We start from the raw sequence: 22,243 nt of genomic DNA, 5'->3' as shown, positions 1-22,243 counted from the left end.
TCGATGGTGACACGAATCCCATCGACCTGACACCCGTCACTCTCGTGACCCCGTCACTAGGCGCCCGCGTGCGAGTTGAACTCGCCGACCGGCAGATCATCATCCACGGCATCGCCACCTGAGAAGGGACCCACCTTGGGCACTTACAACCTCGACGAGAACCCGGTTGTCGGGGCCCCTGGTCTCATCGTCTGGGCGAGCCGTGCCGCTCACGCGGTGAACGACCTCGATACCAGGGTTGTCTCCACCGATGACGTGACTGCTGCGATGGCCGCTGCGGAGGCGGCACAGGCTGCTGCTGAAGCTGCCGCAGCCCAGGCGGCGGTAGTCGGGAACACGAACGACACGATCATGACGGCCGTGGGTGCGAACTCTGCGTCGAGCTTCGCGAAGCAGCTCGCGGCGATGTACGTGCGGGTGGTCAGCCCCGTCGCCTATGGTGCCGCCGCAGATGACACCGCGGACGACACATCCGCGGTGCAGTCCGCGATCAGCGCGGCGGCGACGTTCGGCCTTTCCGTGGACCTTCGTGGTCTGACGTACAAGACCACGGACCAACTGAACCTCCCCGCTGGTGCTGTCCTCATGAACGGGACGATCCACTGCACGGGCACGGCGAAGAAGATCGTCTCGATCACCGCGAGCAACGTGCGTGTGACCAACGTCACGATCATCGGCCGTCACTCGGTGGCGACCGCAGCCTCCAATGAGTACGGGATCTTCGTGGGCGGTGCGTCCGCGGGCGCTCCGATCTCGAACATCACGGTGGACCACTGCACGATCGCCCTCGTTGGCATGTACGGGATCTACCACCAGTACGTCAACAACTTCTCGGTCGAGCGGAACCACATCCGGGACCTCGGATACGCCGGCTACGCGGGCCTCTCCGTGTCCAACGGTGAGATCGTCGGCAACTACATCCACGACATCCTCGCGGGCTTCTCGGCCAACGGATACGGCATCACCCTCACCCGCACGAGCAGCGACAGCCTGACAACGGACCCGCGATCCACCGACGTCATCATCAGCAGGAACCGCATCGTCAACATCCCGTGGGAAGGCATCGACACTCACGGCGGGCGGAACATCACTGTCGCCAACAACGACGTGTTCGGGTGCCTTGTCGGCATCGCAATGGTCGGCGCCGTCAGCGCGGGTGGCATCAACATCGCACCGCTGAACGTGAACGTCATCGGCAACACCGTGGACAGCAAGGTCAGCAACGGGACCATCGGACATGCGATCTCGATCGCGGGTGCACCTGGAGCAGACAACTCCGCATCAGCGGAAAGCGCCACAGGGCAGGTGATCGGGAACACCATCATTGGCTGCGGCCTGGAATCCAGCTCTGTCAGCGGTGCCGTCCGGCTTCGAGACACCAGTGGGTTCCTCGTGAGCGGGAACCTCATCATCGAGCCGAGCCCTCACGGGATCATCATCGCCAACACCAACTTCGGCGTCACGGTCATCGGGAACACGATCGTTGACCACTGGAGCTCGTCCGTGTCGATAGCGAGCGCGGTCTACATCCAGAGCACCTACAATGACGGCATCATCTCCGCGAACCTACACCGGAACGCGGGGAAGAAGGCCGCGGCTACCTACAAGAACGAGCGCGGTCTGAACGTGGGGACGGCGACCAACAATGCGTTCCAGGCGGTCGGGAACCTGTTCTCGTCGGCGACCATCCCGTACAACGGGACGGCGACTGTGGTCTCGAACCGCCCCGGTGTACAGACGTTCTACCAGGGAACTGTGAGCGCACCGGGTCTCGCGTTCGGATCAGACGGGGCGACAGGGTTCTATCCCATCGGCACGAGCGATTTCGGGCTGGCGATGGCCGGGGTGCGGAAGCTGCGGTTCCTGGCGACGTCGATGACCGTCGAGGACGGCTACAACATCGCGTTCGGTGGGACGTCTGGAACGAAGCTCGGTCTCGGGGCAACGCACAAGCTGGGGCTCTGGGGCGCTACCCCTGTGGTTCAGCCGGCGGCGATCGCGAACTCGACCGATTCGTCGGACGCCGCGACCAAACTGAACTCGCTCCTGGCCGCGCTCAGGAGCGTCGGGATTATCGCCCCCTAGTTGGCGTCGCGCTGCTGGCGGAAGTACTGCGCGATCTTGTCAGGGTCGAAGAGGCCCAGCGTCTCGGCGTGGATGTTCTCATCCTGGCGTCGGGGCGCTGGGGCTCCGCTCCGCTCTGGAACGGCGAGCGGCGCGGCAACCGGCTCGGCTTCGGTGGTGGCGGGTTCGCCTACCGGTGCCACCTTCGGGATCACCCACGCGACGACGAGCAGCACCCACATGAGCCGGTTGTCGTTGATGTCCCCTGACGACAGCGAGTTGATGATCGTGAACACCAGCAACACGAAGTAGGCGAGGTTCACGCCGTTGCTGGCGCGGCGGATGAGGCGCACGCACCCGGCGATCACCAGCGCCAAGAACGCGAGACCCGCGAGCCATCCTGCCTCGAGCGTGATCTCCGTGGGGACGCTGTGCGGGTAGAGCTTCTGCCCGGGACCAACGATGCCCTGGAACTGGCTGAGCGACCCGAAGTATCCCCACCCGCCGCCGAACGGCAGCTTCGTGATGATTCGCCAGGACGTGTCCCAGAACGAGGAACGCGCGAGCGTGGAGTTGTCCTGGTCGCCAGCGAGGAACCCGGTGACGCGGGTGAGACCGTCGCTCTGCGATGCGAAGTACAGCGCCACGGCGACAAGGATGCCGATCGCGAGAATGGCCTGCAGTCGACGTCGGCGCAGCGCCGGCGCGAACAGCATCGCGACGAGAACGCTGATCCCGATAGAGATGACAGGGCCGCGGGACCCCGTGGTGAGTGCAGTCAGCACCATGCCGCTCGCGAGCACCCAGAGCACGAACCGCAGGGCGGTCCTTCGCCGTGTGGCGATGGCGTCCATGACGATGACGATCGCGCCCGCGAGGATCATCTGCGCCGTCGAGATCGTGTTAGATCCTTCGAGCGTGACGACGTTCGTCCACGCCCCGTTCGACTCGGGTGCGACGATGACGAGCAGGGTGACGATGACGCCGAGTACGGCGATCGTGCCGAGGAACGCCCTCCGCTGCCGTTCGTCTCGGAGGACGGTGACTGCGCCGATGAGCGCGAGGAGCGTCACAGTCAGGAACGACTGCCACTTCGATATCCCGTAGGGCGTGACCGCGCTGGTTGCGCCGAGTAGGACCAGGCAGACAATCCCGACGACGATCCACGTAGCACGGGAGAGCCCGTGGCGGAACAGGTTCGCGATGATCGTGAGCCCGAGCAGGGCACCGAGCAGGATCGTCAGGTCGATCGGCAGCCACGCGAGCAGGGTGTTCGACTTGATGGATCCGGCGTTCACGAACAGTGCGAGGGTGCACGCGCCGACGATGCCGTGGCGACGTCCTGCCTGCTCTGTCCGCATCGAATGATCGTACCGTCCACCGGGTCACCTCCTGTGAACGGTCTTCTTCCTCTCTGGCCCCGACTTCGTGCGGGGCCTTTCGTCGTTCCTCCCGAAAGGACTCCCGCTCATGGTGAACGGACTCGCGGCCGCGCAGTGGCTGCTCAACCTCGACTCGGTGTCGCCGGGTCTGTGCCTGAACTACGTGTGGCGTGCGTACGCCGCGCAGGGCGCTTCGACCGGCATGTCTGCGGGGACCGCGAAGTCCGCGTGGGACCAGTCGGACGGGAAGCACTGGGGCGACCGGAACCCGCCCGCCGGCGCGGCCGTCTGGTGGGGCACCCGCTACGACGGCAACGACGACGGCGACGTGACGATCAGCCTCGGAGGTGGCAGGGTCGCCGCGACGGACTACCCGGGCTGGCGGCAGACCGGATCCTGCACGCTCGACGAGCGCGAGCAGCAGGTCGGCCGGGAGTACCTCGGCTGGACGTCGAGCATCTTCGACTGCCCGATCGACCTGAACGGCGCAGGCGGCTCGGAGTGGAACCTCACCGACCGGCCCACCACCGACATTCAGCGTCTCGTCGGCGCGGACCCGGACGGGATCCACGGCCCGGACACGGACGCGAAGGTCAAGGCGTGGCAGACCGCGAACCGGCTCGTCCCGGACGGCATCTGGGGTGCGATCTCCGATGCGGTCGGGTTCGCGATTGCGGTCGACGGCGATCCTGCCGTGCGCACGTTCGCGAAGTTGCAGCACCGCGTCGGCGCGACGATCGACGGCGTCGACGGCCCTGACACGACCGGGCACCTGCAGGCGGCGCTCGGCGTGAAGGTCGACGGCGATCGCGGCCCGGTCACGGTCACCGCCTGGCAGACCTCGGTCGGCGCGAAGGTCGACGGGATCGAGGGTGAGGACACGTGGGCACGCACGCAGGCGTTCCTGAACACCGGCGCCGCGTTCCCGCGGATCGGTGAGCCTTCCACGGACCTCGGCCGCAACGCGACCGACCGCCCCACGAAGGACATCCAGGCACGCCTGGGAGTCCCGCCGACGGGCACATGGGATCGTGCGACCTCTGACGCGGTCGCGACGTTCCAGGGCGCGCAGGGCATCGATCAGGACCGCATCTGGGGTCCCGCATCCGACGGTCTCGCGTTCCCGCCCGCGGGGTCCCTGCACGGCGTCGACTTCTCGTTCGCGCGAATCCCCGTCGCGACACTGCTGGCCCGCGGCGTCCGGTTCGTGGCCCGCTACCTGTGGAAGGCGAAGTACGACGACGGGCGCACCAACAAGGGCCTCTCGGCCGACGAGCTCGCGCAGTACCGCGCCGCCGGAATCGACGTCGCCCTACTCTACGAGGAGGACGGGAAGGAGCTGCTCGGCGGACGGGCGGCCGGCGTGAGGGTCGCGCAGGCGGCGGAGGAGTTTCGGAAGACGCTCGGGCTCGGCGCCCAGCCGATCTACTTCAACGTCGACTTCGACATCGCACCTGGTGACGTGCCGACGGTGCTCGGCGCGCTCGACGGCGTCGCCTCGGTGATCGGCGCCGACCGGGTCGGCCTCTACGGCGGATTCGCGGTCATCAAGGCTGCGTTCGACGCCGGGAAGATCCGGTGGGGCTTCCAGACCTACGCGTGGTCCGGTGGGCGCTGGGATCAGCGGGCGCAGCTGCAGCAGTGGGCGAATGGACAGTGGGGCGACTCGGTCGACTTCACGCGCGCCGTTGCCGTCCAGTTCGGGCAGGCTCCCGTGACGAGCACGCCGCCGGATCCGGAGCCGAAGCCTGAACCCCCGGCGGACCCGTCCGGGATCCTGAAGCTCCTGCAGCAGATCCTGGACTTCCTCAAGGGCCTGTTCGGAGGTGGGAAGTGATGCGTGGTCCCGCACAGCATGCGCAGCGCCGCCTGAAGCATTTCGCACGCGGGGAACTTCTCGCCGGCGGAATCCTGTGCGCAGTGATCTGGGGCAGCATCATCGGCGTTGCTTTGGCGGTGGCCGCATGACGAACTGGACGGACCTGTTCGGCGACATCACCGTCGCCCAGGCGATCACCTGGCTCCTGGCTCTCGTCGCATTCACGTTGCTCGTGATCCGCGGGTGGAAGCTGCTCGGCTCCATCAAGGACTTCATGGATGACGTGAAGGGTGAACCGGCCCGCCCGGGTGTGGCCGCCCGGCCGGGGCTGATGGAGAGGGTCGGCACGATCGAGACGAAGGTCGACGCCGTCTCAACGAGCCTCTCTGAGGTACGGCATGAGGTGCTCCCGAACACGGGAACCAGCTTGCGTGACGCCGCAGACCGCACCGAAACCCGTCTCGCATCGGTCGACGAGAAGGTCGACACCCTCACCACGGATATGGCCGCCGTGCACACGAAGCTCGACAACGACAACCAGCGGATCGATGAGCTCGCAGAGTTCGTCCACCGTGAAGACAAGGAGACATCATGATCCAGAAGATCAAGGAGGCGGCGAAGATGATCGCCGCTCTCATCGGCGCACTGCTCACCGCCGGCACCACCCTCATCCCCGCATCCTGGTCCCCGTGGCTCGGGCTGCTGCTCGCGCTGCTCACTGCTGTCGCGACGTACGCGATCCCGAACGCCGCGCCCAACGGCGACTGACCGCACGCGAACGCCCCCGCTTCTCTTCGGAGAGGCGGGGGCTTCTCGTCGTTTCTCGCCTAGACTGCGGGGCCCGACGGCGACCCCATGCCGTCACTGAAACGAGGAGTGCACCATGTCTAACCCGTCAAAGATCGTCTGGTGTCGAACCGGTCGGCACTGGTTCGAGCATCTTCCGACCATCACGGAGAAGCGAGATCCGCTCGACTGCCCCGAGCATGACGGGCCTGACGGTGCATCGGTCAGGGGCGTGTCCGGTACTGCCGTGTGATCTCATCCACCCACCTGGACCGGTCCTCCCGCGCCACAGGCTCGTTGGCCCCACCGCCGGGGAACATGGACCGCACCTCCAACTGGTGCACCCGTTCGACCGCGGCGCGCAGGGTGGTCGAGTAGCCGATCAGGACACCGATGTGTTCGGCACGGAACCGGGTAAGCCCGTCGACCTTCACGATTCGGACGACCCCGTAGGGTCGCTGCATGCTGTCGATCATCACCCACACGCCGGGCTCGGGCTCGATCGCAGCGAGCAGCGGGTGCCATCGCGGCTGGGCGTCCTTTGGCATGTCAGGAGCGTAAGCGCCGGCAACGACATCGGGTGTCGGTGGCCGGTGGGAGCGTCGGCTCATGACTCCCGCTGAACTCCTCGCCTTCGAAGCCGCTAACCCGGGCTGGTCCAGCAACAAGGAGATGCGGATCCGGAACCAGCTCGGCGTGACGCCGGCGCGCTATGTGGTGCTGCTCGAGCGTGCCGCCGCAAGCCGCGAAGGGCAGGCGGCGGATCCGATCACGGCACATCGCGTGACGTCCTTCGCGCCACCCCGCTACCGCGTGGATACGACTGCGCGGCCGGCCCATCGCTTACTCATCGATTTGCCGAACTAATCGTGTCTAACCTGCTCTACTGGAACCGCGTAATACTGCGAATGGTTAGACCCGATGAGAGCCAGTTAGAGCCCACCCCGTAACGCTTCAGTCCGGGTTCGAATCCCGGCGGGGGCACGTCGACATCGCGCGATGCCTTCCACGTGACCGGAACTGCGACGGGGCGCGGGCGGCTCGGTCCCCGCGCGCCCGCCGCCGCGTTCGCGACGAGAGGCGGACGATCAGTGCCGGAACGCCGGGCCGGCGGTGCGGTCCGGCAGCGGCGCGGTGAGCGCGTCGAGATACGCGACCTCCTCGCGGATCGTCGCGAGCAGCGACACCGCCAGGTCCTGGGTGACGCCGTTGCGGACCACGATCCGCTGCACGGTGATCTCCTCGAGGTCGGCGGGCAGCGGATAGGCGGGGACGAGCCAGCCGCGCATGCGAAGGCGGTCGGAGAGGTCGTAGAGCGTCCAGTTCTCGGTGTGCCCCTCTTTCAGACGCCACGCGAACACCGGGATCGTGGATCCGTCGCTGATGAGCTCGAACTCGTCCATCGCGCCGATCCCGTCCGCGAGGTAGCGGGCCACCGCCCGCGAGGTGCCCTGCACCTCGGCATACCCCTCGCGTCCGAGCCGCAGGAACAGGTAGAACTGCAGCAGCACCTGGGCGCCCGGGCGGGAGAAGTTCAGCGCGAGCGTCGGCATGTCCCCGCCGAGATAGCTGACCCGGAAGATCATCGACTCCGGGAGCGCCTCGGCGTCGCGCCACACCACCCAGCCGAGCCCCGGGTAGACCAGGCCGTACTTGTGGCCGGACGTGTTGATCGACGCGACCCGCGACACCCGGAAATCCCACTCCAGATCGGCGTCGAGGAACGGCGCGACCATGCCGCCGGACGCCGCGTCGACGTGGATCGGCACATCGTGGCCGTGCTCCTCGTCGATCCGGTCCAGGGCTGCGGCGATCTCGGCGACCGCCTCGTAGGCGCCGGTGTAGGTGACGCCGAGGATCGCGACGACGCCGATCGTGTTCTCGTCGACGTACCGGTCCAGCAGGGCTCCGTCCAAGGCCGGGTGCTCGGTGCTGACCGGCACGTAGCGCGGCTCCACCTCGAAGTAGTTGCAGAACTTCTCCCAGCACACCTGCACCGCGCTGGACATCACCAGATTCGGCTGCGTCGCGTCCTGGCCCGCCGCACGGCGCTTCTCCTGCCAGCGCCGTTTCAGCGCGATCCCGGCGAGCATGCACGCCTCGCTGGATCCGATCGTCGAGGTCGCCGGCGCGCTCGCGGGGTCGGGAGCGTGCCAGAGCTCGGCGATCATGCGCTGGCAGTACGTCTCGATCGCCGCGGTCTGCGGGTACTCGTCCTTGTCGATCATGTTCTTGTCGACGGCCTCGGCGTAAAGACGCTGCGCCTCCTCGTCCATCCAGGTGGTGACGAAGGTGGCGAGGTTCAGGCGGGCGTTGCCGTCCAGCATGGTCTCGTCGCTGACGACGTGATAAGCGGTGAGCGGATCCATGCCCTGATCGGGGATGCGGTGCTTGTCCACGAGCAGCTTCGCCCCCGGCCGGTGGTGCAGCGGGTTGACCTGGATGCGTTCCTGCGACATGGGCGATGCTCCTCGGTGCGGTGTTGCCCGGCCGGTTCCGGCGCCACCCTAGCACCGTGCGCGATGCGTCAGAGGGAGGCGGCCAGATCGTTCGCCCAGCCCTTGAGCAGGGCCGCGTACGCCGCCGTCACGTACCGGCTCCCCGCGTCCGTCGCGAACGTCGCGAGCGCGGACTTCGCTGCAGTGCGATTGCCCGACGCGAGGGCGTTCTGCACGGCGGTGAGGTCGGCGTTGAGCTTCGACGACACGGTCGACGACGTGATGTATCCGCTCGAGACCCCGTAGGAGACCGCGGCCTGAAGACCGGGGACCGTGGCGCGAACGCTGATCGTGAACGTCGAGGTCGAGGTGTTGCCCGCGGCGTCCGTCGCCGTCAGCACGACCGTGTGCGCGCCCGCGGCGAGGGTCTCGGCGACGAGGGCGGTTCCGCTCCCCCAGGCCACGCCGTCGATCGTGGCGCGCATCGACACGACGCCGGACGGGGAGTCGCTCGCACTGTATGCGAGGGTGATCCGCTGCGACACGTCGTACGCGGTCCCGTTCGACGGTGCGGTGATGCTCCAGGAGAGGACGGGAGGGGTGCGATCGATCACGAAGGTCCGCGACACCACGACCTCGTTGCCGGCGCGGTCGGTCACCCGGACCGAGACCGTGTGCGTCCCCTCGGCAGCCGGCGGGGCGAGCGTCGCCGAGGACGCGTACGCGACCGGATCGGTGAACGGCGCGCCGTCGAGCGAGAACGCGACCTGCCAGAGTCCGGCCGGCGCTGCGCTGAACGACAGCGTCAACGAGATGGATCCGGCACCCGGGTAGGTGGTGCCGTAGACCACGGCACCCGCGACCGTGACGGTCCCCGACGGGGGAGAGTTGTCGACGACCAGCGTCAACGGTGCGGATGCCGTGGCCGACGTGTTTCCCGCGGCGTCGACGCTCACCGCTGTCACGGTGTAGCTGCCCGTCGCGAGGGCCTGGCCGGTGTACGCGATGCCGTTCACGTACACCACGGTGGAGACGACGCCCGCCGCCTGCACCACGACGAAGCGCGGGGTGGCCACGCTCGTCACATAGTCGGAGTTCGACGCGCCGCTGTCGTCGAGCGCGTTGAGCGTCACGATCGGCGTCGCCGGGGCGGTCGTCTTCTTCAGCAGCGTCTGCGTGAAGACGGTCTGGTTGCCCGACGGCTCGGTCTCCGTGACCGTGAACGTGATCCACCCGTCCTTGAGCTTCGACAGGGAGACGTTGTTCACGTTCCACTGTCCGCTGCCGTTGACCGCCTTGCTGCCGCTGACCGTGGTCGTGCCGTCGCTGAAGCTGTAGGCGATCACCGCGCCGGTCTGGCCGGTGGCGTAGAAGGAGTAGCCGCCCGCGTTCGAGGCGTTGATGTACGGCAGGAAGCCGGTCACGCCGAGCGGCGGCGGGATCGTGTCGAGCGTGGCCGTGACCACGGTCGAGGTGCTGACGCCGGCGCCGTTCGTGAGGGTGACCGAGATCGTGAGCAGGCCGTCGATCAGGGCCGAGACGTCCACCGGGACGACGATGGTTCCGTTCGCGCCCACCATGTCCATGCCGTTGGCGACGCGGGCGATGGGCGATGAGGCGTCGGTGATCACGACGTTCGCGATCGAGCCCGCCTGCCCGGTCACGGTGACCAGGAAGGACCCCTCGGTCGCGAGGCTCGCGTAGCCCGCGACGCCGACGTTCGGCGACGGCGGGGCGACGCTGTTCTTGCCCATCAGCGAGGTCAGCCGCGTGATCTGGCCAGTCGGGCTCGTGATCGTCACGGTCACCGCGATCGTGCCGTCGACGAAGCCGGACAGATCGAGCACGGCGCCGAACGTCCCGGCCGCGGAGATCGTGCCGCCGCCGGTCACCGTCAGGCTCCCCTGCGTGAACGAGTAGACGACCGTGCTGCCCGGCGCGCCCGCGATCACGATCGGCACGGCCGAGGCGCCCGCCGGGTTCGTGCCGGACGGCAGGTTCACGCCCTGCCCGGACGGCAGCGACAGCCGCGCCGTCATCGCGGAGAGCACCGGGGTGCTGCCGGACGAGTTAAACGGGCGCACATTCGCGGTCTTCTGCACGTCGTTCGCGACGCCGCCCAGGTTCTCCGGCATCTGGTTGAACGGATCGCCGGTCTGCTGGTGCCAGGCGTCGTCGTGCTGCAGCACGAGCCCGAGCTCGCCGAACGGCTCGCCGTTGCGGGACGCGAGACCCTGGTAGCGGTCGTCGTACGGCGCGTACCGGGTCATCAGGGTCTGGTCCGCGCCGTCGCTCTGGGACAGCGCGTACAGGAACTCGGGCAGGAACGGCTGCAGGGTGCGGCTGACCGCCGGCATGCCGAACTGCGAGAACGGCACGTAGTAGCTGTTGTGGTTGCCGACCCAGTCGATGAGGCGGTCGCCGCCGGTGCCGGCGAAGAAGATGTCCTGCCCGGCGCCGCCGTAGGCAAGGGACTCCCAGGCCGGGGTGCCCCAGACGAAGCTGCCCGTCGCGCGGCTGAACGAGCCGTCGGCGTTGCGCACCAGGTTGGGCACCGGGCCGTCGTTGAGCCCGCCGTCGACGTGGGTGTCGGCGCGGAGGTCGATGAGGTCGTTGCCCCAGCCGCCGTACACCCGCACCCGGCCCATGCCGGCGACGATGTCGTCGTTGCCGAGGTCGCCGAAGATCGCCTTGTCCCCCGTGGTCGGCATCTGCGGCTCGCCGGTGCCGGGGTACCAGGTGAGGTCGAGCGGCAGACCGGCGTCGGTCGGGTCGAAGGTGAGGAAGAACGGCAGGCAGGTCGCACTGAGCGCCATCGTCTTGCACAGCAGCGGGTTCGGCGCGCCGAGCACGAGCGCGTTCGAGACGACCGAGTTCAGCCAGACCTCGCGGCGCGGATCCGTCGGGTCGAAGTAGCTCGACTTGCCCGACATGCCGGCGCGGGCGGCGTTGCCGTTGCCGTCGTCGCCGAGCGGGTGCCAGCCGGCCGGGTTGCCCGGGTTGAACGGGTGGTACCAGTCGGTCTCGTACGGCGTGGTGTTGATCGCGGTGCCCGACAGGTCGAAGTTGTCGGCGTAGCCCAGCTCGGGGGCCTCGGCGCCGGACACTGCCGACTGTCCGGGGCCGGCGTGGATGACGCCGTTGCCCCAGCCGCCGTAGATGATGTTGTGGCCGAAGCGCGGCTGGTAGTGGGCGCAGATCGCGTTCTGCTTGCAGCCGGTGGAGAAGCTCGGGCTGCCGTTCGCTGCCGGGTCCCAGTTGTACGGCCAGAGCACCGCGGTGTAGGTGAGGGCGCCGGCGACGTTGATCACGGCCTGCTGCACGTTGCCGGGCGTCGTGATGAGCTCGGACAGGTTCGCGGCCGGGATCGGCGCGATGCCGTACAGCGGCTCGCCGTAGCTCGAGCTGTTGCGGCTCGCGAAGCAGCGTCCGCCACCGCCGATGATGCAGGTGTCGCCGCGGCCGCCGGAGACCCAGTTGTCGGCGTAGCCGAGGATGATCGTGTCGTTCTGGCCGCCGCCGTAGATCACGTCGTTCGCGGGGCCGCCGTAGATGAACGCGTCGCCGGACTCGGCGTGGATCTCGCTGCCGCGCATGAGGTGCACGCCGTCCACGACGATCGGGGTGCCGCCGATGTCGCCGACGCCGTTGGTGGCTTTGGATCCGGTGACCTGCGGGCCGGGCTGGTTCGCGAGGTCGGGGCCGCCGGGGGTCGCGTCGAGCAGGTTCACCGCGCGGGCGATGATGCGCTCGGTCGCAGCGGTGTAGCCGTTCACGTCGTAGTTGAAGTTCAGGTAGCCGACCGACATCGCCACGCCGCCGGACGCCGTGCCGTAGGTGCGGTCGGTGCCGACCAGGCGGACGATCTCGCCGTTGTTCGCGACGATCACGTTCGCGTCGTGGGCGTGCCCGTTCGGGTTCGCGATGCAGTGGTTGGTCGCGTCGAGCACGCCGTCGCCGCAGTCCTCGCGACCCGCGTTCAGGCCGGATCCGCCGAAGATCAGGTTCGAGCCGCTCGCGCGCTCGCTCGGCAGCGTGAGGCTGAAGAAGTCGGAGTTGCCGCCGATGATGTCGTTCTGCCCGCGGTTCGCGAAGATCGTGTTGTCGCCGCGGCCGCCCTCGACGTAGCTCTGGCCGTCGGTCGCCGCGACGGTCGCCGTGGCGGTGCACGGCAGGGACGTGCACGAGGCGGGCGCCGGGGCGCCGGTGACGGTCAGGGTGCCCTGGTTCACGGCGATCACTACGCCGACCATCGCGCCGTTGACGGTGAGCGTCTGCCCGACCGTGATCCCGGCGTCGGCCCACCACAGGCCGTCGGTGCGGGCGATCGTGTGGGCGCCGAAGATCAGGCTGCCGGTGAGCCGGTACTGCAGCGCGGCGTCGTCGTCGACGGACGGGTTGATCAGCAGAGCGTTGTTCGCGTCGCGGCAGGCGCCGACGCGGTTGCCGAGGAAGGATCCGCGGAAGGCGCAGGTGGCCGCCCCACCGAACACGCTGCCGATCGACGGCGAGCCGTTCGACGCCGTCGGGTATCCGGTGGGCGAGGCGGGCGCGGTGATGTCGATCGAGCCGTGCGCCTGGATGATGTTGTCGTTCGACTCGCCGAAGATCATCGCGGATCCCGAGCCGCCGGCGATGTAGTCGGCGCCCTTGTTCGCGGAGTCCTGCAGCTGCGTGGGCCGGTTCGCGTCTCCCAGCGGGACGGAGAGCAGGATCCCGCCCGTGCCGGAGAGGAAGTCGCCCCACCAGGCGTGCCCGGTCGGGTCGTTCTGCGCGACGCCGTCGGTGAGGCTCTGCGTGAGCGAGCCCGGCGTGGTGCTGTAGATCTGCGTGCCCACGAGGTCCTGGAAGCGCGGGTTGCGGTAGTCGAACAGGTGCGCGGCGCGGTTCAGCGCGACGCTGCCGCCGATGATGAGGTTGCGTCCCGGCCCGCCCTGGATGTCGTTCGCGCCGTCGCCGCCCACGATGATGTTGTCGCCGCCGGACGCGTAGATCCTGTTGTCGCCGTGGTTCTGGGTCGCGTCGGAGTACGCGGCGAGGATGTCGTGCGTCGTCTGCAGCTTCTCGACCCGGGCGTCGCCCCACGGCGTGATGCCGCTCGCCGGGCAGTAGACGTTGAGCTGCGTCGCGCCGGTCGGCCGGCAGTAGCCCTGCGGCGGCCCGACCGTGAGCGAGGCGCTGCCGACGGTCACGCCGCCGATCGCGTTGCGGGAGAGCGTCGCGGTCTTCAGGTCGCCGCTCACGGCGGTGATGATCGTGCCGGCCGAGAGCAGGGTGCCCGCGGTGTCGGCGATCGCGAGGCCCACGTCGGTGAGGCGGAAGCAGGCGGTGGCGCAGGTGACGGTCGCGACGCCGTTGAGGGCCGAGCCCGACGGCGCGTGCGAGGTGAGGCCGCCGGTGACCGTGCGGGTGCCGCCGAGCGGTCCCGTGGTGATCACGCCGACTGTCGCCTCCTGGGTGTCCTGGGTGACGACGCCCATCGCTCCGAAGATGAGGTTGTCGTAGTCGCTGTAGCGGTCGGTCGCGGTCGCGCCGGGCACGTCGCCGTAGATGAGGTTGTCCCCGGCGATCAGCGGGTCGGCGTTCTCGTAGACGCTGGTGTTCACGGTCGGGAACGAGATCGCGCGGCTGATCACGTTCGTGTTGACGCCGTTGGCGCCGAGGATGATGTTGTCGCCGCGGCCGCCGAAGATGGTGTTGTTCCCGGATCCGCCGGCGAGGAAGTCACCCGCCTGGCTGCCGCGGATCGTGTCGTCACCGGATCCGCCGTAGACGGTGAGGCCGACCGACGGCACCTGGCCGTTCGGGACGCCCGCGAACAGGGCGCTCGCGTCGATGGCGTTGTTGCCGGCGTGGCGGAACGGGTTGGCGACCGGGAACACGAACTGCGGCGTGCCGACGCCGACCTGGTTCGGGAACGGCTTGGATCCGAACACCCGGCTGGTCTGCGTGTGCGGGTCGCCGGAGTACCAGATGCCGTCCTGCGAGGTCGCGCCGTAGACCACGAGCGGCGACGGGGCATAGCCGACCACGGCGGCCGTGACGGTCGCGTTCGTGAACGCGGGCCCGCTGAGGGTCAGCACAGACGCGGTGACCCCGGTGATCGTCCATGCCGGGAGGCCGCCGACCTGCAGCACCATGCCGTAGACGAAGCCGTCGGCGATCCAGGATCCGCTGCCGCGGGTGAGCGTCGGCGAGGATCCGGACAGCCCGGTCGTGAACGTGCCGGTGACGGTCGGCGGGGTCGCACCCGGGCCGGGGCCGGCACCGCCGGTGACCGTGAAGACGTTGCCGCCGTAGCGCACCGCGTTGGCGCTCGCGGCGGCCTGCGCGACCGTGACCGTGCAGGTGGTGCCGCTCGCGCACGGCGGGACGACCGTCGCACTGAGCTGCAGGATGTCCTGCGTGGGACCGGTGAAGCCCATCACCGCCCCGACGACGACGCCGTTCACCGTGACGAGTTGCCCGATCGAGAAGCCCGCCTCGACCCAGCTGCGCAGGTCGGTGCGGATCAGGGTGCTGCCGACGAAGTGCACGTTCGTGTTGACGTGGACGGCCGGGTCGAAGACGGCGACCGTGCCATGCACGCCCGTCCCATTCGCCGGGCCGCTCCCGACGAAGGTGATGACCGCGCCGCTGACGGCCGTGATGACGCCGATCGGCACGCCGTTCCACATCAGCTGCTGGCCGACGGCGAACTGGTCCGCCGCCCAGGCGGTGCCGTCATCGCGCGTGATCGTGGTCGCCGTGAGGTCGAAGTTCCCGGTGATGCTGAGCGCGGCACCGCCGCCGCCGTGCAGGGCCGTGAGGCCGCCGTGCACGAAGGTCGTGCCGGGCGTGCCGTCCTCGTTCGTGAACGGCCCGCCGACGAGCGTGCCGGTCACGGTCAGGGTGTCGTTGCCCTGACCCTCGAGGAGGTTCAGCGACTGGATCGTGGACAGGCTCGCGTTGGTCTGGATCTGCCCCGTGGCCGGGTCGACCGTGACCGAGCCGAAGCTGATGCCGCTCGGGAACACCGGCGGTTCGCCGAACGTCGGCTTGGCAGGGTTGCCGGGCTCGTAGCCCTTGTGGTGCGTGAAGTCGAGGCCGGGGCCCATGCCGAAGCCGGTGAGGGTCGTCGAGCTGAGCACGCCCGTCTGGTTCTGCTGGGCGCCGTCGTCGAAGATGTTCAGCACGTTGACCTGCTGCGCCTCGGGCGGCTGGATCCCGATGCCGAACGGGAGCGCGTTGCCCTCCTGCGGCAGCATCACCGGCAGCTGCAGCGCGGCGTGGTTGCCGGCCGTGGGGCCGCCCTCGACCGAGAGCGGGCCGCGGATCGCCGAGAGCAGGTGCGGCGTCTTCGGGAAGCTGAGCAGCGACGCGTTGCCCGGCGGGACGGTGAAGTGCGGGTCGGCGACGACGCCCATCGCGACCGGCTGATACCAGTTGCTCGTGGTGAACGTGACCTGCGCCGCCCACTGGGTGAGCGTGACGGTCATCGTGCCGGAGGCGCCGAGCACCGCGGCGAGCGCGGCCTTGTCGGTCACGGTGAGGATGTCGACCTTGGTGGGCGTGCTGCCGGTCAGCGCCTGGATCTTCAGCATGGTCGCAGAGGCGCCGATCTTGAAGATCTGGCCCTCGAGGAAGCCGTCGTCGAGCCAGCTCGAGCCGTCGGCGCGGCGGAGCGTGCCGGCGGCGGAGTCATAGACCACGGATCCGGTGAACAGTCCGGCGTTCACGATCCGGCCGATCGTGACCGTGTGCGGCCCGGCGGCCGGCGCGGCGCTCAGCGTCATCGCCGTGGCCGTGACCGCGGTGATGGTCGCGGTCAGCGGTGCCCCGGCGCCGGTGAGCTGGATCTGCTGGCCGATCGCGAAGCCGTCCGCGAGGAAGCTGCCCAGCTCGGTGGCGGCGAGGGTGACGACGAGGCCGGCGATCGTGACGTCACCGCTGAAGAACGTGACCGTCTTCTGGGCGCCGATCGCGCCGTTCGTGACCCGCACCCCGTCGGTGACGATGTCGGTCTGGCCGTCGGTCACGAGGGCGACCGTGACGTCCTTGCTCGGCGGGGCCGCGAGACGGATGCTGATGCTCGATCCCGGTCCGGGGACGGTGCACAGCGCGTCGCCGCACTTGGTCACGACCATGCCGGCGGGCGCCTGCACGATGCCGGCCGGGGTCAGGTCGTTCATGACCAGCACGTCCCACGGCGTCAGGCTGTTGTCGACGCCGGTGTACTCGGGCCCGCTGCTGGTGACGGACGCTGTCAGGTACGAGTTGTGCGGATCCGCGATGCTGTAGTGCGCGGTCGCATCCTCCTTCACGATCACCGGCGTGGACCAGTCGGACGTCGAGAACGCGATCGTGTACACCCCCGCGGTCGTGCCGAACGCCGGGGTGACGACGTGGAACCGCGGATCCGTGCTGGAGAGCGAGATGCGCGCGTCACCCGCCGCCGTGATGGTGACCGTCACCGGCGCGCTCGGCTGTGCGGCGAGCACGACGGACGCGTAGCCGGAGATCGCGTAAGCCGCGTTGCCGCTGCCGCCGAGGATCAGGTTGCTCGCGTTCCGGTCCGGGATCGCGAAGACGAGGCCCGCGACGGTGGCCGTGGCGTTGACGGAGAGCCGGGCCCAGGTGCCGTCGTCGGCGACCGCGAGGATCGTGGCGCCCGCCGAGATGACGCTGCCGGTGTCGGCCTCGACGATGCTGCGGCCGACGTCGCCGCCGTTGAAGCCCGCGCTGGCCGAGTAGAGGATGTCCGAGCTCGCCGTGGTCGCGCCGTCGCGGTACTGCTGGACGGCCGCGAGCCGGCTCGGCAGGGCGAAGTGGATGCTCGTGCCGTTCGCGACGGCGGCCGACAGGACGACGGTGTGCTCGTCGACGACGGAGAGGATCACGGTGTTCGCCGGGATCGCGACGCTGCCGTCGATCGAGGAGATCGGCTGGCCGACGTCGCTGAGCGTGAAGTTCGCGTCGGTCGAGGTGAAGGTCGTCCCGCCCGTGCCGACGCCGTCCGTGAAGCGCGAGGCGATCGAGATCCCGGTCGTGTTCGTGTTGCCGAGGTTGGTGACGAGGATCGCGGGGCTGCCCGGGTCGATCTTCGTGACCTCGACGTTGCGCACGGACGCGTTGGCGAAGAACGGGTCCGCGCTGAGCACGGTGTGGCTGATCTCGTAGGTGCGGATCCCGTCGTCGAGCGCGTCGTTCATCGCGCCCGCCCAGACCAGTTGCGGGATCTGCCAGTTCGTGGAGGTGAACGCGAGCACGAGCGCACGCTGCGGCAGGTCGGTCGCCGTGGCGTCCATGATCACGTGCCGGTAGAAGTCGCTGTCGGCTGTGGTCGTGCCGGGGTTCGGGACGGAGCCGAGCGGGGTCGTGGCCAGCAGGATCGAGTCGCCCTGCCCTGTTGCAGGTGGGAGGGGGCTGCCCTCGCGGTTCAGCCGGATGTCGGGCTCCGCGGTGACCGCGACGTACACGGTGCAGACCGGCAGCTGTGCGCAGACGGGCGCCTGCGCGAGCCGCACGCTGTACGAGTCGATCGTGCCGATGGGCGGACGGCTGGCCTGGCCGTTCTGCGTCTCGCTGACGACGGTGCCGCCCGCGTGCTCGGTGATGATCACGGCGCCCTGGGAGCCCTGTGCGACGCTGAGCGCGACGCCGGGGATCACGACGTCCTGGTAGAGCTGGTCCTGGGTGATGACGGCGAGGTTGATCGTGCCGCTCGTGCCGTCGATGTCGCGCGAATACACGTTGCCGCTGACGTCCCCGGCGACGTTGATCTGGTTGCTGCCGAGGCCGCCGATGACCCGGACCGCGACCCCCGGCGGGGTGGACAGCACGTCGATCACGTCGTCGCCCTCGAGGGCGTCGACCTCGATCACCTGGACGTTCTTGAACGTCACCGACACCCCGGCGCCGAAGATGCCGTGGTCGGTCACCACGATGTGGTCGGCGAACTCGGTGCCCAGGATGATCAGCTTGTTGAAGCCCGTGCCGCCGTCGACGGACACCGGGGCGTTCATGTTGTATTCGACCTGGTTGTTGCCGGCGCCGGTGCGCACGTCGGTCTGCGCGGCGGTCGAGTAGCCGTTCGTGGTGATCGGGAGCGGGATGCACGCGGGCGCCTCGAGCGTGGTGCAGCCGCCGGGGAGGATGAGGTTGCCGGCCGCGTCGGTCTGCGCGAGGGCGAAGCCGCGGACGATGAACAGGTTGTTCCCGCCGTCGCCCTCGAGGTGCACCACCGCGTGGTTCGAGTAGACCGTGAACGTGTTGTTGCCGGTGCCGCCCTGGGCGACGAGCGGGGCGCTCGTGCCGCGGGAGAGCCAGCCGCGCGTGGTGGCGACGGTCGCGACGTCGAACACGTTCTCGGCGGCGAGGTTGCCCGAGGCGCCGTAGGACGGGGCGGGCGAGGCGACGGCGCTCGCGCTGCGGCGCTCGCCGTAGAGCTGGCCGATCTGGAACTGGTTGTCGCCCGATCCGCCGTCGAGGTAGGTGGCGGCGGCGTTGTCGTCGACGGCGAAGTAGTCGTTGCCGCCGAGGGCGTAGACGTGCAGGCCGCCGTTGATGGCGGAATCGTAGTTGATCCGCTCGACGCCGTAGACGCCGGTCGTGCCGGTGGTCGTGCTGCCGCCCAGGTTCGCCTGGGTGCCGGCGAGGGTCGAGTGCAGCAGGGCGACGAATCCGGATCCGGCCGAGTACCGGTCGCCCGAATAGGTCGCGTTCGGGTCGCAGACGTTGCCGGCCTGCTGGTAGCACGTGCCCTGGTAGATCCCGGGCCGCGCCGCCGTCTCGCCGAGGATGCCGGCCGGGGTGCCGCGCAGCAGGAAGATGTCGTTGGTGGCGTACTCGTGCTGCGTGGACGGATCGATGCCAGTCGAGTCCGGGGATCCCGCGGTGTACGTGTCGTAGCCGTAGATGCTGAGCGTGTCGGTGCCGTCGGCGGGGGCGTGCGAGCCGAGCACGTTGAGCTCGTAGTTGTTGCCGGTGAACTGGCTGCCGCTCGTGAAGATCGAGTAGACGTTGCCGCCGGACTGACCGTCGAGGGTCAGCGTCGCGCCGCGGCTCACCTGCTGGCCGAGCGGCACCATCGACTGGAGCCGGTTGACCACGAACGTGTCGACGCACAGGTTCGGCGGTCCGTTGCACAGCGGTGCGTACAGACCGGCCTGCGTGGGCGAGCCGTCGCCGTAGGCACGGGTCTGGCCGACCAGGATCGTGCGGTCGAAGACGATCGTGTCCGCCTCGGAGTTGCCGAACACCCGGGTGAGACCGCCGGTGCCGTTCGCGATCTCGCCCGGCAGGCCGCCCGCGGCCGCCTGACCGCTGCGCAGCACGATCACGGTGCCGTCGCCGACGGTCGGGTCGGGTGCGCTGGTGTCGAGCGCCGGGACGTGGCAGACGCCGGAGGCGGCGTCGTGGCAGTCGCCGTAGATGTCGATGTTGCCGGTGGCGTTGTCCTGCTGGTTCGGGTCGGTCACGACCGCGGCGACCGTGCTCGCGAACGCGAGGATGATGCTGCTCGGATCCGTGACGATGTCGTCCGCGGAGCGGAGCACGATGTTGCCGCCGTCGGATTCGATCAGGCCCTGCAGCACGGTCTGCGGCGCGTTCTCGACGACGAGCGTCATGCCGGAGTGCAGCAGCAGGATGTCGTTGCCCTCGGCGCCGGTCTCGGTCGTGGTGAGGCGCACGCTGTTCGGGCCCGTGACGCGGCCGGGGTTCTCCCCCGCATGCGCCAGCAGGACGTTCATGGGGCCGGCGACCTCGGTGAGGAAGACGCTGCCGTCGGCCTGGGCCGCGACGTCGCAGGTGGCGGTGACGGCGCGCTGCGCGTCGGTCGCGTTCTGGTAGTTCGCGCCCTGGTAGAGCAGCGTGAACGTGCTCGCGCAGCCGCTGCCGGTGGCGGAGTCGAGCTTGAGGTCGTTCGTGCCGTCCGCGGCGCCGATGCTGCCGTACTGGGCGAGCAGATCGATCGTGTCTCCGATCACGTTGGCGGCCGTGCCACCCGATCCGAGAGTCCCGTGTCCGTCGGTGATCGAGCCGTGGAAGTTCGTCAGCGAGATGTCCGCGCACGTGGTGGCGCTCGCGCCGTAGCAGGTGGTCACGGTGTCGATGTGCAGGTCGCCCGTGGTCTGCGAGACCCGGATCACGCCCGGGGCCTGGGCGTTGAGGACGCCGAACTTGTCGACCGAGGACTGGATCTCGAGGAAGTTGCTGTCGAGGCCGATCGTTCCGTTCTGCGCGGTCAGGGTGACGTTCACGCCGACGACCTGCGGGGTCGTGGCTGCCGGGGTGTGGCCGGAGGCCGGCGGGTTCGGCGAGGGCTGCGGGGCATCGTAGAGGGATCCGGGTGCGGTGAGCGTCACGTCGTCGTCGGTCGAGCGGATGAGACCCGCCCGCAGGTCTCCGTACTGCTCGGTGAGCGTGATGAAGCCGTTGGTGTCGGCGTTCACGGTGCCGTACGTCGCCGCGGTCACGCCGGATGCGGGCTGCTCGATCTGCACCAGGCCGACGATGTTGATCCGGGTCGCGCCAGGCGAGTCGTTCGCCGCGAACACGTCGATCTGCCCGTTGTTCCCGTTCGATCCGGCGTCGAGGAGGCTGAAGTCGTACGTGCTGTCCGTGGCGCTGCCGCCGGTCGCGAAGGCTCCCGGCTCCAGGGCCGGGTGCGGGCTCGTGCACCCGTCGGAGTAGTAGCAGTGCGCGCTGTCGGGGTGGTAGAAGCTCACGTACTGACCACTCGGGCCGGGCGTCGCCGTGACCTGGATGCCGGGCACGGTGCCGACGGAGGTCTGGTACTGCGTGGCCTGCAGGCGGACGAAGATGCTGTCCCCCGCCACGAGGTGGTCGATCGGGATGACGTAGGCGGGCGTCTGCGGGTTCGCGATGGCGGGGTCGCGCAGGAGCGTCTGCAGGTCGAGGTACTGGCTCGTGCCGGAGTTCGCGGTGAGGTCCTCGTCGTGACCCGCCCACTGCACGAGGTCGATGTTGAGGTAAGTGCCGGAGGCGGCGATCGAGGTCCCCGCGACGAGGTGCAGGATGTTGGTCCGGATCAGGTCGGTGTGCGGGCCGCTGAACGTCGAGCTCGAGCCGCCGCGGACGGTCGACGACGAGATCGATCCGGTGCTGGACACGTCGGTCTCGCCGATCGGGTTCAGGATGGTGCCGTTGATCAGCAGGTCCGGCGGGGTGGTCGGGGCGTCGTTCGTGATCGTCACGAGCGTCGGATCGACGTGGCGGACGATCGCGAACATCGCACTCACGGTCGGGGCGGCGAGCGTGACCGTCGGGGTGCCGACGTTGAGCACGTTGATGTCGTCGACGACGAGCCGCAGCGTGGAGTGGTTGAGGATCGTGACCGCGGCCCAGTTGTCGCGGTAGAAGAACGTGCCCCAGTAATGGCTCGCCACGTCCGCGCCGCCGTTGAGGGTGTTCTGGATGGTGCCGCCGCCCGAGCTCATCAGCACGTCGCCCGTGTCGTGGTCGACCAGGTCGTCCACCTCGATGACCGGCGCGGCGCTGAAGTCGGTGCCCGGCGCGGGGTTGTGCACGCCGTTGACCGTGATGTTGACGGAGGTCACCACATGGCCGTCCGGGCCGATGATGAGCAGCGGGCTCGGCCCCTCGTGGACGATCACGTCCGCGTTCCAGTCCACCTGTCTGGTGCCGGTGTTGTCGACGGTGCCCGACACCGTCTCCGCCTGCACGTACAGCGCGAGGTGCGTCTGTCCTGCGGGGTGCGCGAGGTGCCACGGCGACGGGTCGGCCGGGTC

9 protein-coding genes (1 of these 9 cut by a window edge) are annotated in these 22,243 nt (G+C 69.0%); 5 read left to right on the top strand and 4 right to left on the bottom strand.

The window, feature by feature from the left end:
• The first annotated feature begins 75 nt into the window (after positions 1 to 75).
• The gene (locus tag ACTJJZ_RS00555) at positions 76 to 2,085 is read left to right on the top strand and encodes a right-handed parallel beta-helix repeat-containing protein (protein WP_440719216.1); all 2,010 of its coding nucleotides are present in this window, start codon (positions 76 to 78) and stop codon (positions 2,083 to 2,085) included.
• Here ACTJJZ_RS00555 and ACTJJZ_RS00550 read toward each other — a convergent pair.
• Positions 2,082 to 3,425 carry an O-antigen ligase family protein gene (locus ACTJJZ_RS00550; RefSeq protein ID WP_440719215.1) on the bottom strand — a complete coding sequence of 448 codons (1,344 nt, stop codon included), beginning with the start codon at positions 3,423 to 3,425 and terminating at the stop codon, positions 2,082 to 2,084. The two genes, ACTJJZ_RS00555 and ACTJJZ_RS00550, sit on opposite strands and share 4 nt — an antisense overlap.
• Before the next feature lie 109 nt (positions 3,426 to 3,534).
• Here ACTJJZ_RS00550 and ACTJJZ_RS00545 point away from each other — a divergent pair, with 109 nt between their 5' ends.
• From ACTJJZ_RS00545 to ACTJJZ_RS00535, 3 genes are all read left to right on the top strand, one after another.
• Positions 3,535 to 5,283, top strand: coding sequence for a peptidoglycan-binding protein (locus ACTJJZ_RS00545; protein ID WP_440719214.1), 1,749 nt, complete (start codon positions 3,535 to 3,537; stop codon positions 5,281 to 5,283).
• Between the two features lie 127 nt (positions 5,284 to 5,410).
• On the top strand, positions 5,411 to 5,860 hold the full coding sequence (locus ACTJJZ_RS00540) for a hypothetical protein (RefSeq protein WP_440719213.1): 450 nt from the start codon (positions 5,411 to 5,413) through the stop codon (positions 5,858 to 5,860).
• The gene (locus tag ACTJJZ_RS00535; protein WP_440719212.1) at positions 5,857 to 6,033 is read left to right on the top strand and encodes a hypothetical protein; all 177 of its coding nucleotides are present in this window, start codon (positions 5,857 to 5,859) and stop codon (positions 6,031 to 6,033) included. The genes ACTJJZ_RS00540 and ACTJJZ_RS00535 overlap by 4 nt, the downstream gene beginning before the upstream one ends.
• 242 nt (positions 6,034 to 6,275) lie before the next feature.
• On the opposite strand, the gene ACTJJZ_RS00530 is transcribed toward ACTJJZ_RS00535, so the two are convergent.
• Complete coding sequence (locus ACTJJZ_RS00530) at positions 6,276 to 6,599, bottom strand: hypothetical protein (RefSeq protein ID WP_440719211.1); 324 nt, start codon at positions 6,597 to 6,599, stop codon at positions 6,276 to 6,278.
• Between the two features lie 61 nt (positions 6,600 to 6,660).
• On the opposite strand from ACTJJZ_RS00530, the gene ACTJJZ_RS00525 reads away from it, so the two are divergent.
• Entirely contained in the window at positions 6,661 to 6,918 is a 258-nt protein-coding gene (locus tag ACTJJZ_RS00525) for a DUF3263 domain-containing protein (RefSeq protein ID WP_440719210.1), read from the top strand.
• Positions 6,919 to 7,139: 221 nt separating this feature from the next.
• Here the strand turns inward: ACTJJZ_RS00525 and ACTJJZ_RS00520 are convergent, their stop codons facing one another.
• Both ACTJJZ_RS00520 and ACTJJZ_RS00515 read right to left on the bottom strand, forming a co-directional pair.
• On the bottom strand, positions 7,140 to 8,510 hold the full coding sequence (locus ACTJJZ_RS00520; RefSeq protein ID WP_440719209.1) for a glutamate decarboxylase: 1,371 nt from the start codon (positions 8,508 to 8,510) through the stop codon (positions 7,140 to 7,142).
• Between the two features lie 68 nt (positions 8,511 to 8,578).
• Positions 8,579 to 22,243 carry the end of an Ig-like domain-containing protein gene (locus ACTJJZ_RS00515; protein WP_440719208.1) on the bottom strand. Its footprint extends 16,659 nt past the window's final position, so the window shows 13,665 of its 30,324 coding nt (coding positions 16,660-30,324); its start codon lies beyond the right edge, outside the window — the gene reads right to left on this strand; its stop codon occupies positions 8,579 to 8,581.

This window comes from Microbacterium sp. 22242 (assembly GCF_052045495.1).
GTDB lineage: Bacteria > Actinomycetota > Actinomycetes > Actinomycetales > Microbacteriaceae > Microbacterium.
This window is presented reverse-complemented; position numbering and strand designations above follow the sequence as displayed.

Coding starts and splice junctions, on each gene's coding strand:
- ACTJJZ_RS00550 (WP_440719215.1), bottom strand. CDS start 3,425: ATGCGGACAGAGCAGGCAGGACGTCGCCACGGCATCGTCGGCGCGTGC.
- ACTJJZ_RS00545 (WP_440719214.1), top strand. CDS start 3,535: ATGGTGAACGGACTCGCGGCCGCGCAGTGGCTGCTCAACCTCGACTCG.
- ACTJJZ_RS00540 (WP_440719213.1), top strand. CDS start 5,411: ATGACGAACTGGACGGACCTGTTCGGCGACATCACCGTCGCCCAGGCG.
- ACTJJZ_RS00535 (WP_440719212.1), top strand. CDS start 5,857: ATGATCCAGAAGATCAAGGAGGCGGCGAAGATGATCGCCGCTCTCATC.
- ACTJJZ_RS00530 (WP_440719211.1), bottom strand. CDS start 6,599: ATGCCAAAGGACGCCCAGCCGCGATGGCACCCGCTGCTCGCTGCGATC.
- ACTJJZ_RS00525 (WP_440719210.1), top strand. CDS start 6,661: ATGACTCCCGCTGAACTCCTCGCCTTCGAAGCCGCTAACCCGGGCTGG.
- ACTJJZ_RS00520 (WP_440719209.1), bottom strand. CDS start 8,510: ATGTCGCAGGAACGCATCCAGGTCAACCCGCTGCACCACCGGCCGGGG.